This is a genomic window from Streptomyces sp. NPDC020983 (assembly GCF_044333485.1).
Classification (GTDB): Bacteria; Actinomycetota; Actinomycetes; order Streptomycetales; family Streptomycetaceae; genus Actinacidiphila.
Genome location: NZ_JBIRRA010000001.1, coordinates 638,549 through 654,621, shown reverse-complemented (window position 1 = coordinate 654,621; position 16,073 = coordinate 638,549). Strand labels below are relative to the sequence as shown.

Sequence of the window (16,073 nt, the reverse complement as noted above, 5' to 3'; positions counted from 1 at the left end):
TTGCTCTCCGTAGTGACGCACGCACCACGGTAGGGCCACGGGGCCCAATTTGCCAGACGCACCGTCAGATTGGCCACGGACGTGTGCCTATGCTCGTACCGGAAGCACGGCGACGGCGGAGGGAACGGCATGGTCCAGCGGACGGTCCTCACCGAGCGGCAGAAACGCCTGGGCAGCGAGGTGCGCCGCATCCGCACGGCGGCGGGCATGTCCGCCGAACACGCCGCGGGCCTGCTCGGCGTCGACCGCAGCCGCCTGTCCAACATGGAGTCCGGCGTCCGGGCGATCAGCGCGGAGCGGCTGCGCACGTTGGCGTGCAACTGCGACTGCACGGACGAGACGTACGTCAACGCGCTCGCGGAGATGGCAGAGCCGAAGGAGGTGGGGTGGTGGGAGCGTTACCGGGGCAGCCTGCCCCAGGGCTTGCTGGACATTTCCGAGGCTGAGGCAGGGGCCGTACGGCTCCGCGGGGCCAACACCGTGCACGTGCCCGGCGTGCTCCAGACCTCGGACAGTGCCATGGCCATCTTCCGCGCGGTCGTCCCCAAGCTCCCCGAACACGAAGTCGCCCTGCGGCTGGCACACCGCTCGGAACGCCAACAGGTCGTCACCGGCGATGCGGCTGTGCCGTACGTCGCGGTGTTCCACGAAGCGGCGCTGCGCATGCAGTTCGGCGGACGGGACGTGGCCCGAGGTCAGCTCGAATACCTGATCGCTGCCTCCGAACGCGACAACGTCACCGTGCTCGTTCTACCGTTCTCCCACGGGTCCTTCCCGGGAGCGGGCCAGACCGTGGTCTACGCCGAGGGGCCCGTGCCGCAACTCGATACTGTTCAGGTCGACAGCTCCCACGGCCCCGTCTTCCTGTACGCCGACGCGCAGCTCGCGAAATACCGGGCGCAGCTTGACCTGTTGGAAGAGCTGTCCCTTTCTCCCGAGCGGTCCCGCGACTTCATTCGCGAGATCGCGCGCGAACTCTGAGGAGACCAGACCGGATGCCCGACATCACCTGGGAAGCCCCCTTTTGCGGCGAGGGAAGCTCCTGCTTCCGCCTCGGCACCGACGCGGACGGCAACGCCTACATCGCCGTCGCCGGAGCCGAGGACCACTACCTCACCGACACCCGCGAAGCACTGCGCACCCTCATCACCGACATCAAAGCCGGCAAGGCGGACCACCTGCTGTGAGCGGCCGCCCCCGGCGGGGCGGCGTCACACGGCGGCGGGCGCAGTCGCGGGCGCGGCGGCCGTGAGGGCGGCGTCGACGCGGCGGTTGCCGGTCATGGACGCCGTGATCGCCGTCATCGTCAGCAGCAGGCCCGCCGCGGCGAAGAGCGGGGTGCGGATGCCGTACGCCGTGGCCAGCCAGCCGCCGAGGAAGGCGCCGAAGGGGGCCGCGCACATGGCGAGCATGCGGGAGGTGGAGGCGACGCGTCCCATCAGGTGGGGCGGCACGACCGCCTGGCGCAGGGAGGGTGCGAGGACCATCGTCGCGCCCATGCCCGCCCCGCAGACGGCGAGCGCGCATCCGGCCGCGTAGGCGTTCGGGGCGGCCGCGAGGCCCATGACGGCGAGCCCTTCGAGCGCCGCCGTGCACGTCAGCGCCGTGCCGGTGCCGAGGCGGCGGCCGAGGAAGGAGGCGATGCCCGCGCCGAGCAGGCCGCCGGTGGCCTCCGCCGTGAGGAGCAGGCCGTAGCCGTACGTGTGGATGCCGAGCCGCTCGTGCGCGAAGAGGGGCAGGACGGTCTCCACCGCGAGGAAGGCGATGTTGCCGACCGCCGGGCGCAGCGCGAGCCCGAGGAGCAGCCGGTCCTTGAAAACGTACGCGGCTCCGGCCCGCGCCTGGCGGAGCAGTGACTCGCCGGCTTCCGCGACGGGCGCGGACGTCGCGGGCAGCGACCGTACGAGCAGCGCGGAGAGCGTGAACGACACCGCGTCCGCGACCAGCGGGACCGACCGCCCCAGGGCGAGCAGCGCGCTGCCCGCGGGGGGTCCCGCGAAGCCGGACATGGCCGTCTGGGTGCCGCGCAGGCGGGAGTTGGCCCGCTCCAGGAGCGCAGGGTCGCGGCGCAGCAGTTCCGGCAGGTAGGCGGTGGCGGCGGTGTCGAAGAAGAGCCCGCCGAGCCCGAGGAGGAAGGCGACGGCCGCGAGCAGCGGGATGCTCAGCACGTCGAGGACGGCCGCGAGCGCGGGTATGACGAGCAGCACGGCGCGGCCCGCGTCCGCGATCCACATGGTGCGCCTGCGGTCCCAGCGGTCCACCAGCGCACCGCCGTGCACCCCGAAGAGCAGCCACGGGAGCGTGCCGGCCGCCGTGACGACGGCGAGCGCCATCGGGTCGCGCGTCAGTGCGAGCGCGAGCAGCGGCAGCGCGGCCTGCGTCACGCCGTCACCGAGCGAGGAGACGGTCTGGGCCGTCCACAACCGGCCGAAGCCGACGGGCAGTCGGGCCTTGCTCACTTCGCCTCACCGCCCGCCGGGTGGAAGAGCGCGAAGACGAGCGAGGCGTCCGGCAGCGACGGGTCGGACAGCGCCCGGTACTCGTCCGCCAGTGCGCCGAGCCGTGCGGCCAGCTCCGCGAACTGCTCGTCGGTGAGCCGCAGGTGCGCCATCCGCACATGCCGCTCGCCGCCCGCGGGCGAGGCCTCCAGATCCGCCACCGCGTGCCGCATCACCACGTCCGGCCCCCCGTCGCCCGGGTCCGGCAGTTCGATGGAGCGCGCGGCCATGGCGTAGTACCGCTCGGTGACCCCGCGCACCTTCCGTGTGCGCACCACCTTCACCAGGCCCGCCCGTTCGAGCAGCCGCACGTGGTAACTGGAGCTCCCCTTCGCGAGCCCCACGCGCTCGGCGATCTGCGTGATCGTCGCGGGCTCGAAGCGGAGGACGGCCATGATCCGGTGGCGCGTGAGGTTGGAGACGGCGCGCAGTTGCTCGTCGGTGGTGACACGGAACGTCTCGGGGAGGTGCTCGTCGGCAGGCATGCGAGTAATGGTCAACGTTTCTTGACCATTGCGCAAGGGGGTTCGCGAACGAATACGCGGCGAGTGCGGCCGCGGGGCGCCCGAGCGGGGGCGCGGCCACCCGCACCGGTCGGGGAAATTTCCATAAGCTCTGAATATAAAAATGCTATGTTTCGGCCATGAGTCGCCACGGCACCGCTCCCGGCGCGTCCGCCGCCATCGGGGCAGCCCTCTACGGCCTGGCCACCAGGGCCGCGAGACGCCTGCCCCGGGACATGAGCCTGACGTCCGCCGCGACCCTGGCCACCCTGCACCGGACCGGTCCGCGGCGCATCACCGACCTGGCCGCGGTCGAGGGCGTCACCCAGCCCGCGATGACCGCCCTGGTCCGGGTGATGGAGGAATCCGGCCTGGTCGAACGGCGGGGCGACGCGTCCGACCGGCGGGTCACCCTGGTGTGCCTGACCGAGGCCGGCGCCTCCTACGTCCGGACGCGGCACCAGGCGGGCGTCCACGCCTACGAGCGGTTGATCGGCGAACTCACCGGCGAGGAGATCGAGGCGCTGGTGGCGGCCCTTCCGGCGCTGAGGCATCTGGCGGAAGTCGAGAGCCAGGACCGCGAAGGGCCGAAGCGGTGACCGGGCAGCCGGCCGGCGGGGCCGCGGTGGAGGCGTTCCCGGCGGCACGCTCCGGTGCGCGGCCGCTGGTCCCCGCCCTGCTGTTCATCGCACTGTCCGTGGCGGCGGTCGCCAGCCTCGGGACGCCACTCATCACCAGCGTGGCGACCTCGTTCCACGTCCCGCTCGGCAGCGCGCAGTGGACGCTGACCGCCCCGCTGCTCAGCGGCGCCGTCGCCACGCCGGTCCTGGGCCGGCTCGGAGCCGGCCCGCACCGGCGGGCCACGATCCTCGCCACACTGGCGGTCGTCGTCGCCGGCAGCGCGCTCACCGTGCTGCCGCTGCCGTTCGCGTGGCTGCTGGCCGGCAGGGCGGCCCAGGGCGTCGGGCTGGGGCTGACGGCGCTGATGATGGGCGTGGCCCGGGACCACCTCCCCGAGGAGCGCGGCGCGGCCGTGATCGCCCTGATCTCGGTGGTCTCGATCATCGGGGCCGGCGTCGGCTACCCGCTGGCCGCGCTGCTCGCCGAACTCGCCGGGGTACGGGCCGCCTACGGCCTCGGCCTGGTCGCCACCGCCGCCGCCCTCCTGACCGCGTGGCGCTCCGTGCCCGAAGCCCCCGAAGGCCGCTCCGGCCACGTGGACGTGGCAGGCGCGGTCGTCCTGGCCGCCGCACTGCTCCTGGTGCTCTTCCTCGCCGGCGAACGCAACCTGTGGAGCCGGCACCTCGCCGTGGCGGCGGGCCTCGCCGTCGTCGCGGTGGTGCTGCTCTGCGTCTGGGCCGTCGTCGAGCTGCGCAGCACGACACCCCTGGTCGACGTCCGGGCGGTGCGGCACCCGGCGGTCGCCGGGGCGAACCTCGCGATGTTCGTCGGCGGGATCGGCATGTACCTCCTGCTCACGCTCGTCACCCGGTACGCGCAGACGCCGCACGGCGCCGGCTACGGCTTCGGGCTGACGACCTTCGTCGCCGGGCTGGTCCTCGTCCCGTTCTCGGTGCTGGGGTTCGTCGCCGGCAAGCTCACACCACGGGTCCGGACGCGGATCACCGACCCCCTGCTCCTGGCCGGCAGCGCCGTCCTGGTCGGCGGCGGCTTCGCCCTGTTCGCGGCGGCCCGGTCGGACCTGGCCGAGGTGTTCGCGGCGATGGGCGTGCTCGGCTTCGGCGTCGGCGGTTTCTCGGCCGCGATGCCCGGCGTCATCCTGGCCGTCACCCCCAGGAGCGAGACGTCGAGCGCCATGAGCTTCAACTACGTCGTCCGCAGCGTCGGGTACTCCCTGGGCAGCGCCGTCGGCGGCCTGGTCCTCGCCGCGGGCACCGGCCCCGGCCACCTCTTCCCCGACGACAGCGCCTACACCACCGCGGCGCTGGTCGGCATCGGCGCCATGGCGATCACGACGCTGACCGGCCTCGCTCTCGCCCGCCGCCACCCGTCCGGGACCGGCTCGTAAACCGCAAGCACCCGTCTCACCACTGGAGGTTCCATGCCCAAGGGCTACTGGGTCAGCGTCTACCGCACCATCGCGGACCCCGAGAAGCTGGCCGCTTACAACACGCTGGCCGCTCCGGCCGTCAAGGCCGGCGGCGGCCGCGTGCTCGCCCGTGGCGGCCGGGTCGTGGCGCACGACGCCGGAATCGCCGAGCGCACCGTCCTGATCGAGTTCGACAGCTTCGAGCAGGCCGTCGCGGCGCGCGAGAGCGCCGCCTACCAGGAGGCGCTGGCCGCCCTCTCCGACGGCGTCGAGCGCGACTTCCGCATCGTCGAGGGCATCGACTGACCGAGGCCCGGCCGGATCCCCAGGGCGGCCCCCAGCGGGGGACAAGCCCGTGACCTCGGCGATCGGCGCCGCCGAGGGGCAGGGGGCGGTCCCGGCCAGGGCCGGAGGGTGCCGCTCCGCCGCCCAGGAGCGGAGGGGGCTGCTGGGCGGCGGAGCGCGGGAAGGGCCGTCACGTCACCCGGCGCACCCACCGTGCCCGTCCCCCCGGTGCCGTAGGGCTCCACGACGAACGTGAAGCTGCCGGTCGTGTACGCATCCCATGCGACGGGACGCGGAAAGGCCGGGAGATTGGCCGGAACGGCTCGCTATTCGCCCGGGGTCATGAACACCGCTTTGAAGGGGGCGCTGACGAGAGCACTGCCGACGGACAACGAGGACACGCTTGTTGCCTCGAAGATCAGCGCGACCGCGAGGTCCGTCGCATCCGCGCGACCGCGCACCGCACCGTTGCGCATGCGAAGGGAGCCCGGACCGCCTGCGCGTCTCCCGTTGGCGAGGGTTACCCGTACGCCCTCGCGGCGGAGCTCGGAGCCGCCGGGTGCCGCGGTCTTCGTGAGTCTGTACACGCGGTCTGCGAGTCTGATGCGCAGCGCGCGCTGGGCGCGGCTGATCCCGAGCATGTTGTAGCGGAGATCGGCGGTGACACCGCCCACGTCGAGGGACGCGGCGTTGGTGACGGAGGGTTCGCCGCCGATGCCGCGGGACGTCAGAGACGTGGCCGGCAGGCGCTCGCCGGTGAGGCTGGCGCGGAAGACGTCGCCCGACTTCCACTTCCCGACGGTGTGAAAGATCTGCACCCGGCCGAACGATCCGACGGTCCCACGCACACCGTGCTCGGGGCCGTCCTTGTAGGGCTCCAGCTCGAAGTCGAAGCCGCCGTCGCTCATGTGTGGTCCCGGTGAGTAGGTATCGGACAGGTGATCCCGGCAGCGGCTGCTCCCCCGGCCGCAGGGTGGTGCAGCCCTACCAGTTCAGTGGATTGCATGCCTTCGCCACGCTCTTGGCCCCCTTCGCGACCTCGTGGCCGGCCTTCTTCGCCTCGCCGGCGACCTCGTGCCCGGCCTTCTTCGCTGTGTCACCCGTCCAGTCGACCGCTTTGCCCATGCCCTTGGTGATGTCGTCCCAGTGCTGGTAGATCTCCGCACCACCGTAGACGGAACCGAACACGACGACTGCTCCGAGGGTGAACGGATTCGGTGAGATCATCGCGGCGGTCATGGACGCGTTGAAACCCAGCTCAGCAACGTCCGCGACATATCCGGCGCCCTCGCGCCGGAACGCCTTGGCCGGATTGCCGTCCGACCACACGTTGAGGCCGCTCATGACCGTGGAGGCCGCGCTCGCCCCGATACCGAGTCCGCGGAGCAGGCCCGCCGTCCTGCCCATGGTGCCGGTGGCGCGCAGCAGCGAGGTGGTGCGGCTCGCCGCGGCGGCATCTTCTCCGATGCGGAAGGACTTGGCGGCGTTCCAACCGACCTTGATCAGGTCGGCCTGTCCCGCCCTCACCACGTCCACACCCGCGTGCGTCCTGCCTCCGAACCTGGCCGCAAGCTCGTCGGAACCGACGAGGAAGTCGATGACGCTGTTGACCGAGTTCTCCCTGAGAAGCTGGGAGTTCATGAACGGCAGTCGACGAAGCCGATCCCAGCGCTCGCCGGTTCGGTCGCCGATCCACCCGCCGGTGAACGGTATGCGCTGAAGACCTGCGGTGATCCTGCTCGGCAGCCAGGTGCCCGGCGCGGCCAGGGAACGGATCCTCGGCTCCCACGCGTCGAGTTGCTCACCCCACTTCTGGATCCTCTCGCTGGACATGCCGTTGAGGGACCTGGCCGCCCAGTCCTTCCATTCCCTGCCCCAGCCCTGTTTGAAGGAATTGCCCAGCAGCACCTTGGTCAGGGCCGTGCCCTGAACGATCACATGCCCCGCGGAGTCGGTGACCGACTTCCAGTCGCCGTACGCCCCGATCAGGTACTCGACCGCCGGTTCGAAGGGCTGGAGGCCCGGGATGCTGGTCAGGGCCGTGGCGCGGAGGCGGTCGAGGTAGGTCTCGAGGTTCTCGTCGGGCCTGCGGTGGAAGAGGGAGGCCCTCGGGTCGTCGCTGTTGGCCACGGAGTCGGCGATCAGAACGGTTTCCGGGTCGAGGGCGGGCCCCTGGTAGGTCCTGAGGTCGGCGGGGGTAAAGCCCGCCCAGAGGAGGCCGCCGGTGAGGTCGCCGTTGCCGAGGCGGGTGCGGGCGGCGCGGCGGCGGAGGTCGGGGGCGGTTTCTGTGGCCCAGGCCGCCATAGGGCGCAATGGCGTGAGCTTCGAGGTGACATTCAGGGTCGCCGCTGCACGGAAAACGGCATCCGTAGCGTTCTTCAGGCTCGTGGAATCCGCGCCGTCCAGCAGCGTGGCCAACTGCTCCAGGTCTTCCGGGTTCACGCTGCGCATGTGACTCCCCCCCCGGGGTCGAGTGCGTCAGGTCTTCAGGTGCGACGGGGGAGGCCCGGTGGCTTCGGGTGCCCCCTCCGTCACACGGGGTACGGAGGGGGCGAGGGGGCAGGGGGCGGTCTCGGCCGGGGCCGGAGGGTGCGGCTCCGCCGCCCAGGAGCGGAGGGGGCTGCTGGGCGGCGGAGTGCGGGGGTCAGCCTCGGCGGAAGAACTCCACCTCGGCCAGGGCCACATGGCGGCCCTTCGTCAGTCCCGCGGGGGCGCGGAGGGTGAGGCGGACGGTCGTGACGTCGCTGATGCCGGTGGTGAACGTCTGGTCGCCGGGGCGGTCGTCGAGGGTTAGCTCCTGGTGGTGGGTGGCGCCGCCGGCGGCGGTGGTGTCCAGGTCGATCGTGAGGGCGCGGCCCTCGGCCTGGTAGTCCTTCAGCGTCGCGGAGGCGCCGTTGGTGATGATGACGTCGACGAGGCGGATGGGCTTCGCGAAGGTGTACGTGATCGTCGCTCCCGCCGAAGGCGCGCCCCAGTAGCGGTTGTTGAGGCCGTCCAGGGTGTTCGCCGCCGGGTGGCCCGGGACCTGCGCGCTCGCCGTGGTGTGTGCCGGGCGGATCGGCTTCGCGCCGTCCAGCTTGTCCTTCGTGTCCTCGAACAGGCCGCGGCCGGCGGGCAGTGCGAAGAACACGCCCACCGCGAGCACGGCGACGACCAGCAGGATCACCAGCAGCCGCGTGAACCGGCCCGAGCCCGCCCGGACCCGGCGGCTGAAGGGCCAGATCGTCCGCCACCAGGGCAGGGCGGCACGCGCGGGCCCGGGGTTCAGCGGGGTGGCGCAGCGCCGGCAGAACCGGCGGTCGGGCGGGTTGAGGGTCCCGCAGTTCGGGCAGGGCTCCCCCTCCTCCGCCTCCTCCGGCTCCGGCAGCGGCCGCACCACCGGCCGCGGCGCGACCGGCCGTCCGGGCAGCACGGGCCGTACGGGGGCGGGGTCGCTGTCCGCGGAGGTGCCGTCCTCGGCGGGGGCCTCCCCGGGCCTGCGGGGCGGTACGGCGGCGGGCGGCGCGGGGCGCTGCGGGGGGACGGACACCTGCGGGGCGGCGGGCGGGACGGATGGGGCCGGGGCGGCGGCCGCACTGCCCGCCGCGGGCGGGGCGGCCGGCGAAGCGGCCGGCGCCGCAGGGGGGTTGGGGTCCGCCGGCGCCGCTCCGCCCGGCGGGGCGGGGGCGGGCGCCACGGACGGTGCCGCCGGCTCGGATCCGTGCGACCCGGGCCCCGACAGGCCGTCGCGCACGGCACGCCGCAGGCGCCCGGCCCATGCGTCGGGTCCGTCCGTCACCGCGTCGGCCGCCCGGCGCAGGCGTCCCTCCGCCCGCTCGGGAGCGTCCGCCGCGCGCCGCACGCGTCCCTCCGCCGTTTCGGGGGCGTGGGCCGCGCGCGACACGCCGCCGCCCGGCGAAACCGCGTCGGCGGCCCCGCGAGCCGCCCGCCGCAGGCGCCCGCCGCGGGCTTCGGGGGTGTCGGGCGGGGAGGCCGGGGGAGAGGCGGGGGCATCGCCCGTGCCGGGCTCGCCCTCTGCCGGGGAGGCTCCGCCGCCGGGCGCGGGCGGGGCCGACCGCCCGGCGCCGGGTGCGCCGGACGTACCCCCGGGCGCCGGGGCGGCGCCGCTCGCCGCACTTCCCGCACCGGGGGTGCCCGAAGTGCCGTGCGGCGCGGGGGCGCCGGGCGCGGAAGGGGCGGCCTCACCCGTGCCGGAAGCGCCCGAGGGAGCGGTCGGCGCCGGGGCGGCGCCGCCCGCCGCGCCTTCTGCGTCGGCGGCGTCCGGGGACGCGGAAGAGGCCGCCCCCGCCGGGGCGCCGGGCTCCTCCGCGGGCGGCTCCGCCGCGGACGACCGCGGCGGGCTCTGCGACCAGCCCAGGTACGTACCGCAATTCGCGCAGAAATCCTCCGTGGGGCCGTTGGACGCCCCGCACGCGGGACACGCACGCATGGCGTCACCTCCCTTCGTTCGGCGGGCCGGGCAGGATCTCCACCCGGCAGGCGGTGTGCGCCGGGCACATCGCGCGGACGGTCTCCCGGACGCGCTCGGCGTCCACGTGCGGTTCGCGCCCCGGCCACACCCGGACGAGCGGGCCCGCGCCGTCCTGCGGCGGGAGCTCCGCGCCGGGCGTACGGGACCAGGCCGCGCCGCCGTCACCGCTGACGTCGGCGTGCACGCCGAGCACCAGCCACAGCGCCTCGACCAGCCCCTTGCGCGTGCCGCGCAGCCGGTGCAGCTCCAGGGCGCGGACGACCGCCTCGCGGCGCAGCTCCAGCGGGCACCGCGGGTCGTCCGCGACCCCGACCCAGGACCCCAGCCACGCCAGGAAGTCGGGCGGCGCGAGGCGCGGGTCGAGGTAGGCGGGCAGGTTGTCGAGCGTCGCGAAGACGGGGGCGAGGACGACGTCGAGCCCGGCGGTGAAGCGCTGCGCGAGGTCGTCGTCGGCGTACAGCGCCGGGAGCTGCTCCCCGATGGGATACCGGCTCCGCAGGCCCGGTACGGCTGCTCGGCTCATCGGGTGGCCTCCTCGGACGCGCTGCCGCGCCGGGCTTGCGTGTGCCCCGCCGGGCGAGCGTTTTCAGGGGCGCGGGGAACTGCGCGCCCGGCCCCCATCGGCGCGCGGGTCCCTTCCGGCCCGAAGGGGCAGGTGCTGTCGTCCCCGGACCACCGGCCGGTGGTGGGTTGCTCGCGCAGTTCCCCGCGCCCCTGGGTCGCCCCGCGCCGCAGCCGCTCCCTCGCCCCACCGCCCGCGGCGGGGAGAACGTGCGCCCCGCGGCGCGAACGCGGGCTCATGCCCGGGTCCCGTCGGGCCCGGCGACAGCGACCTGGTGCTGGTGGGAGAAGACGAGCGTGTCGGCCGTGACGTCGAGGCGGTCGGTGGGGGCGCCGCGGCGGCCGGTGAGGGGGTCGGCGGGGAAGAGGCGGAGCTCCTCCACGACCGTGTCGCCCGTCGCGCGCTGGAGGACGCCGAAGATCTCGCCGTACTGGACGGGGCGGCCGAAGGGCCAGCCGGTGGCGTCGGGCCCGCCGGTGAGGGGGTTGAGGTAGCGGTAGAGGGCGTCGAGGGCGGCCTCGCGCACGGCGTCGGGATCGCCCCCGGGGGCGGTGGTGAGGCGGGCGACGACGGTGACGCCCTGGTACGCGGGCGGCTCGACCGCCACGCTCGTGCCGATCAGGCGCCGCTCGTCGAGGGCCTCGGTGATGGCGGCGAGGACCTGGTCGGAGGGGATGAGCTGCTCGAAGCGCAGCCGGTCGTCGCCCTCGTCCGCGACGGCGTCCGGCACGACCAGGACGCGTACGGAACCGGGCCCGCCGCCGGAGGCGGGCACGCAGCGGACGCGGGCGGCGGAGGGCGCGGCCTGGCGGGCGATGATCTCGTGGTCCTGGGCGGTGACCGCCCGTTCCTGCATGCGCAGCGCGTCCGGCGCGCGCATCTTCGCGTTGTCGACGGTCTCCCCGGCGACCCCGCCGCGCGCGGCCTCGCGGTTGGTGACGCGGGCGACGTACGGGACGGAGCTGCGCAGGACGGAGATCGCCCCGCGGGCGACGTTCCCGGCGGGGCCGCCGCCGGTGCGGTAGCGGGCCACGCGGATCTGCGCGCCCTTCGGCGGCACGGCGCCGTAGTGCCGCAGCGTGCCGTCCGCCTCGCGCACGGCCGGCGGGAAGGCGAATTCGCCGGCGGTCGCGTCCAGCGTGACGTGCCGGTCCTCCGGCGCGGAGCGGCCGAAGCTGTCGACGACGTCCCAGCGCTGCCAGCCCTCCGTGCCGGAGACGGAGGAGACCTCGACGACGGGCGGTTCGCCGTCGAGCAGCACGGGCGGCCGCGCGAGCCGGAAGGCCTGCCCGGGAACGCCCTCGGAGGTGCCCAGCGGCACGTCGGTGAGGGTCTGGGCGTGCTCGGCGGTCATGGTGCCGCCGACGGTGAAGACGGAGGCCTCGCGCACGGTGGGCGACTCGGAGTAGAAGGGCTGGCCGGGCCCGGGCTCGGTGACGCGGCAGCGCAGCCACCCGGCGCGGCTGCCGCCGCTGGTGGACACGGTGTGCCCGGCGGGCACGTACAGCAGGATCTCGCCGGGGCGGTTGAGCCCGCCGGTGGTGTCCTCGCCCGTCTCGCACTGCTGCCAGGCCGAACCGTTCCACGCCTCCCACACCAGCGGGGGCTGCCGCGGGTCGACGCCGATGCCCTCGACGCGGCTGTCGAGGCGGATGGCGACGATGCAGCGCGGCACGGCGGTGGGCAGGCCGAAGAGCAGCGCGTCGCCGGGCTGGGGCGCGCTCTGGAAGCACGGCACGTCCCGCCCCTCGGCGAGCGTGCGGGTGCGGTCGGTCTGCTCGCCGCCGTGCGGGGCAGCGACGAGCCGTTCCAGCGAGGAGGGCAGGACGCGCAGCTCGGCGGTCGTGGCGAAGACCACCGCCTCCTCGGTCTCGCCGCGCATCGTCGTGACCTCGGTGCCCGAGGGCAGCAGCACGGTGTCGTCCTGCGGCGCGGAGAGCCAGAAGTCGACCTCCGCGCGGGCGGCGGCGGGCGGGAAGAGCCGGATGCCGAGCAGGTCGAGGAAGGCGAGGTAGTTCTTCTCGGGGACCCGGTTGAGCCGGTAGAGCAGCTGGTCGACGAGGTACGCGAACGTCTCGATGAGCGTGACGCCCGGGTCGGAGACGTTGTGGTCGGTCCATTCGGGGGCACGCTGCTGGACGTAGCGCTTGGCCTCGTCGACGAGTTGCTGGAAGCGGCGGTCGTCCAGGTTGGGTGCGGGCAGGGGCATCAGCCGGCCCTCCGCTCGCCGAGCGCGACGACGTCGGTGAGGGCGGCGCCGGAGCCGTCGGGATCGCCGGAGCCGTCGGACGGGATCGTGTAGAAGGGGAAGACCAGGTTGCGCCGGTCGTTGGTGGAGCGGACGGTGTAGTGGACGTCGATGTAGAGCGTCCCGGCGTCCACCGCGTCGAAGGCCACCACGACGTCCTCCACGGCGATCCGCGGCTCCCACCGCTCCAGCGCCTCGCGCACCTGCTGCGCGATCCGCCCGGCCGTGGCGCCGTCGCCCGGCGCGAAGACGTATTCGTGGATGCCGCAGCCGAATTCGGGGCGCATCGGGCGCTCGCCGGGCGCGGTGCCGAGCACCAGCCGGATCGCCTCCTCGATCTCCCGCTCGCGCTCGACCATGGCGATGCCGCCGGTCGGCCCGACCCGCAGCGGGAAGGCCCAGCCGCGGCCGATGAAGCGCTCGCTCATCACACCCCTCCGATCTGCACGTTGACCGCCCCGAGGATGATCTGCGCGCCGCACACGGTGCGGTCGCCCATCCGCGCGGCGGGCAGCCCGCCGATGAGGACGGGGCGGACGAGCGCGGTGGGGCTGGGCAGGATGACGTCCGCCGGGCCGAGCGCGGCGTGCGGCGGCACGACGCACACGTGCAGGCTGCCCACGACGGCGGCGGGCTTCCCGCCGATCAGGACGCGGGCCACCGTCGCGGCGGCGGGCGGCGGCGGGGTGGTGATCGCCCCGCCGTGGTCGGTGGGGTCACCGGTTCGGGCTGCGGCCGGCATACGTCGCTCCTCGCGGAAGTCCTGGAAGTCCTGTGGCCCGGGGGCCGGTTGGGGTCGTGGGACCGGTGGGGCCGTACGGCGGCGGGACCGTTCGGCGTCGCGGCCGGGGCCGGCCGGCGGCCGGCAACCGCCAGCGTACGAGCAAGTCGTCATGGGCGGGCCTCAGTTGATCCGGACGAGCGCGGCCCTGAGGACGCCGAGCGCGCCGCCGTCCACGGTGACGTCCGCCGTGCCCCTGACGCTGACGGACGCACCGCTGACCCGCGCCCCCGCCGTGCCGTCCATGTTGATCTGCCGCCCGCGCACGTTGACGGTGCCCTGCCCGGCGTCCAGCGTGATGCCGGTGCCGTCCATGACCAGGGAGCTGAGCGCGGCACCGCCCGCCGGCCCGGTCACCGTCACCTCGATGCGGTGGTTGCGGTCGTCGAGGAAGACCTCCAGCCGCCCGTCGCCGGTCTGGAGGCGGACCCCGTTGGGGCCGGACTTCGAGTCCAGGAGTTCCACGCGGTGGCCCGAACGCGACACCACCGAGCGGCGGTTGATCCTGCCGCTGGTGCCGTCGACGAGCGGGACGTCGTGCCTGGACGGCTGGTCCCGGCCGTTGTAGAGGCCGCCGATGACGAACGGGTGGTCCAGCAGGCCCTGTTCGAAGCCGACCAGCACCTCGTCGTTGACCTCGGGGCTCACCACACCGCCGCCGCCCTTGCCGCCCCACTGCACCGTGCGCACCCAGTCGGTGACGTAGTCGCCGTCGAGCCACGGGAAGGTCAGCCGCACCGCGCCGTTCTGCTCGCCGTCCGGCTCGCGCACGTCCGTCACGACACCGGTGGCCAGGCCCGGGACGCGCGGGCCGCGGCCGGGCGCGTTCGCCCCCGTGACCAGGCCGGTGAGCGAGCGGTCCGGGCTGGCGCCGACCCACACGGTGGTGCGGTAGCCGCGGTCCGGCTCCAGGACGTGCTGGACCGCGGTCGCGGTGTACCGGCCGGAGAAGGCCGGGCCGACGTTCCCGAGCGCGACGGGGACGCCCGCGCGCAGCATCGGGTTGCCCTCGACGACCGCCTCCAGCTCCGCGAAGCCCGCCCCGACCTGGTCGGCGGCCGCGCCGGCCACGGCGGTGGTCTCGGCGAGCGTGGCGTACGGGGTGTCCGTCACGGTCAGTTTGGCGGTGCCGAAGGCGGTCGCGGCCCCGGACGGGCTCAGCCCCGGCTGGATGCTGTCGCTCACGACCGACGGCTCCCGCGACACCAGCGGCTTCTTCGTCCGCACGTCCCAGCCGCGCACCTCCACCTGCGCGGCGCCGTCCGCCGCCGTGAGCGCGGCCCGCAGCGCGAGCAGGTTGCGGCCGTACTCCAGCACGAGCGGGTTGCGGGCGGCGGAGGTGGAGGGCGCGGGCGCGGCGGACGCCTTCTTCGGCTTGGTGAACTGGAGCCGGCCCTTGTCGTCCACCCGCACCAGCGCGCCGCTCTCGTGCGCGAGGAACTGCAGGAAGTCCCAGTCCGAGACGTTCGCCTGCGACAGCTGCTTGTAGGTGACGGGGGCCGCCTCGACCGTGCCGACCCCGAGCCCCGCCCGGGTCGCGACCTGCCGCACGATCGCCGTCGCCGACATGTTGCGGTACGCCGCCACCCGGCGGCCCCGCTGGAGCCGGTGCGCCCGCGAGTAGGCGCGTACGACCGTGAAGCTGCCCGTACGGTCGCGGTCCAGCTCCAGCGCGGTGACCTCGCCGCTGAAGAGCAGCTCGCGGCCCTGCCCGGAAGCCGTCATGACGGAGACCTTCAGCGGGATGCCGATCGTGATGTCCGTCGCGGCCAGGAACTCGTGGTCGGGGTCGCGGAAGGTCAGCACGGCGGCGTCCGGCAGCCCCACGTTCTCGTCGACGACGCAGCTCACCAGCTGCGCCGCCCAGATCTTCGGCAGTTCACCGGGCGCCTCCACGATGGGATCCGCCGCGAAGGACCGTCCGCCCTGCTCGCTCATGCCTCTTCCTCCGCTCCGGCCCCGCGCAGCGCCGGAACCACCAGCTCGGTGCCGGGCGCGAGCGCCATCGGGTCGTCGATGCCGTTGGCCTCCGCGATCTCCCGCCACGCGGACGCGTCGCCGTACTCCCGCCACGCCAGCATCGCCAGCGTGTCGCCCGCCACCACGGTGTGCGTGCTGCGGGCGGTGCGCGCACCGGACGTCGGGTTCTGTCCCGGCACGTCGGTGCTCGCCTCCTCGATCGACAGCGCGCACGTCGCCCGCAGCGGCTTGCCGTCCACGTCGAAGAGCGTGTACGTCGCCGCGACGCTCGTGACGACGCCGTAGAACGAGGTCGTCCGGGCCGTGCCCCACTCGAACCGCACCCACGGGCTCGCCGGCTTCTTGCGGCCCAGGCTCGCCGGGGTCGGCACGCACGCCTTGAGCAGTTTCTCCACCGCCTGCTCCACGGAGTTGTCGTGGGTGGCGGTGGCGTCGAGGAAGACCTCCAGGCTCAGCGTGCGCGGGCCGCTGCCCACGAACTCCGGCAGCGCCGACTCCTCGGCCATCCGGGACGGCGACCGCCGCCACTCGTTGGTCTTCTGCAACTGGAGCGTGCTGGGGTTGAACTGGAGGGAGAGCCGCGCGATCTGCCCGCCGGGCTTCGCGCCGACGGTCGCGGGCGGCTCCATGAGGACGAGCTGGGCGGCGGTCCGGCCGGAGCGGAGCGCGGGTGACATGCGAGGGGTTCCTTTCCG

16 protein-coding genes are annotated in these 16,073 nt (G+C 74.3%); 5 read left to right on the top strand and 11 right to left on the bottom strand.

Annotated features, from left to right (window positions below; translation table 11 throughout):
- Nucleotides 1-129: 129 nt before the first annotated feature.
- A complete protein-coding gene (locus ACH4SE_RS03060) occupies nt 130-981 on the top strand; it encodes a helix-turn-helix domain-containing protein (RefSeq protein ID WP_398541491.1) in 852 nt (283 codons plus the stop codon).
- 14 nt (nt 982-995) lie between these two features.
- Entirely contained in the window at nt 996-1,187 is a 192-nt protein-coding gene (locus tag ACH4SE_RS03055) for a hypothetical protein (RefSeq protein WP_398541490.1), read from the top strand.
- Nucleotides 1,188-1,211: 24 nt separating this feature from the next.
- Here ACH4SE_RS03055 and ACH4SE_RS03050 read toward each other — a convergent pair whose 3' ends face one another.
- Both ACH4SE_RS03050 and ACH4SE_RS03045 read right to left on the bottom strand, forming a co-directional pair.
- Nucleotides 1,212-2,444: an MFS transporter gene (locus ACH4SE_RS03050; protein ID WP_398541627.1), complete on the bottom strand. Its 1,233-nt coding sequence runs from the start codon at nt 2,442-2,444 to the stop codon at nt 1,212-1,214.
- A gap of 11 nt (nt 2,445-2,455) precedes the next feature.
- Entirely contained in the window at nt 2,456-2,983 is a 528-nt protein-coding gene (locus ACH4SE_RS03045) for an ArsR/SmtB family transcription factor (RefSeq protein WP_398541489.1), read from the bottom strand.
- A 158-nt stretch (nt 2,984-3,141) separates the two neighbouring features.
- On the opposite strand from ACH4SE_RS03045, the gene ACH4SE_RS03040 reads away from it, so the two are divergent.
- From ACH4SE_RS03040 to ACH4SE_RS03030, 3 genes are read left to right on the top strand one after another with little or no spacing between them, the layout of a single operon-like run.
- The gene (locus ACH4SE_RS03040) at nt 3,142-3,600 is read left to right on the top strand and encodes a MarR family winged helix-turn-helix transcriptional regulator (RefSeq protein WP_398541488.1); all 459 of its coding nucleotides are present in this window, start codon (nt 3,142-3,144) and stop codon (nt 3,598-3,600) included.
- Complete coding sequence (locus ACH4SE_RS03035) at nt 3,597-5,030, top strand: MFS transporter (protein ID WP_398541487.1); 1,434 nt, start codon at nt 3,597-3,599, stop codon at nt 5,028-5,030. Before ACH4SE_RS03040 ends, ACH4SE_RS03035 begins: the two co-directional genes overlap by 4 nt.
- A gap of 33 nt (nt 5,031-5,063) precedes the next feature.
- Nucleotides 5,064-5,357, top strand: a complete 294-nt coding sequence (locus ACH4SE_RS03030) for a DUF1330 domain-containing protein (protein ID WP_398541486.1) — start codon at nt 5,064-5,066, stop codon at nt 5,355-5,357.
- Between the two features lie 305 nt (nt 5,358-5,662).
- Here ACH4SE_RS03030 and ACH4SE_RS03025 read toward each other — a convergent pair whose 3' ends face one another.
- The 9 genes from ACH4SE_RS03025 to ACH4SE_RS02985 all read right to left on the bottom strand — a co-directional run bounded on the left by ACH4SE_RS03025 (nt 5,663) and on the right by ACH4SE_RS02985 (nt 16,055).
- Complete coding sequence (locus ACH4SE_RS03025; RefSeq protein ID WP_398541485.1) at nt 5,663-6,244, bottom strand: hypothetical protein; 582 nt, start codon at nt 6,242-6,244, stop codon at nt 5,663-5,665.
- A gap of 76 nt (nt 6,245-6,320) precedes the next feature.
- A complete protein-coding gene (locus ACH4SE_RS03020) occupies nt 6,321-7,787 on the bottom strand; it encodes a PE-PGRS family protein (protein WP_398541484.1) in 1,467 nt (488 codons plus the stop codon).
- Nucleotides 7,788-7,980: 193 nt separating this feature from the next.
- Nucleotides 7,981-8,865 (bottom strand): NADase-type glycan-binding domain-containing protein, encoded by an 885-nt coding sequence (locus ACH4SE_RS03015; RefSeq protein WP_398541483.1) that lies wholly within the window; start codon nt 8,863-8,865, stop codon nt 7,981-7,983.
- Between the two features lie 904 nt (nt 8,866-9,769).
- Entirely contained in the window at nt 9,770-10,330 is a 561-nt protein-coding gene (locus tag ACH4SE_RS03010) for a phage tail protein (protein ID WP_398541482.1), read from the bottom strand.
- A gap of 274 nt (nt 10,331-10,604) precedes the next feature.
- A complete protein-coding gene (locus ACH4SE_RS03005; protein ID WP_398541481.1) occupies nt 10,605-12,578 on the bottom strand; it encodes a putative baseplate assembly protein in 1,974 nt (657 codons plus the stop codon).
- The gene (locus tag ACH4SE_RS03000) at nt 12,578-13,045 is read right to left on the bottom strand and encodes a GPW/gp25 family protein (RefSeq protein ID WP_398541480.1); all 468 of its coding nucleotides are present in this window, start codon (nt 13,043-13,045) and stop codon (nt 12,578-12,580) included. The genes ACH4SE_RS03005 and ACH4SE_RS03000 overlap by 1 nt, the downstream gene beginning before the upstream one ends.
- A complete protein-coding gene (locus ACH4SE_RS02995; protein ID WP_398541479.1) occupies nt 13,045-13,359 on the bottom strand; it encodes a PAAR domain-containing protein in 315 nt (104 codons plus the stop codon). The genes ACH4SE_RS03000 and ACH4SE_RS02995 overlap by 1 nt, the downstream gene beginning before the upstream one ends.
- Before the next feature lie 162 nt (nt 13,360-13,521).
- Entirely contained in the window at nt 13,522-15,336 is a 1,815-nt protein-coding gene (locus ACH4SE_RS02990) for a VgrG-related protein (protein ID WP_398541478.1), read from the bottom strand.
- Nucleotides 15,333-16,055, bottom strand: coding sequence for a LysM peptidoglycan-binding domain-containing protein (locus ACH4SE_RS02985; protein WP_398541477.1), 723 nt, complete (start codon nt 16,053-16,055; stop codon nt 15,333-15,335). Before ACH4SE_RS02985 ends, ACH4SE_RS02990 begins: the two co-directional genes overlap by 4 nt.
- Nucleotides 16,056-16,073: the final 18 nt, after the last annotated feature.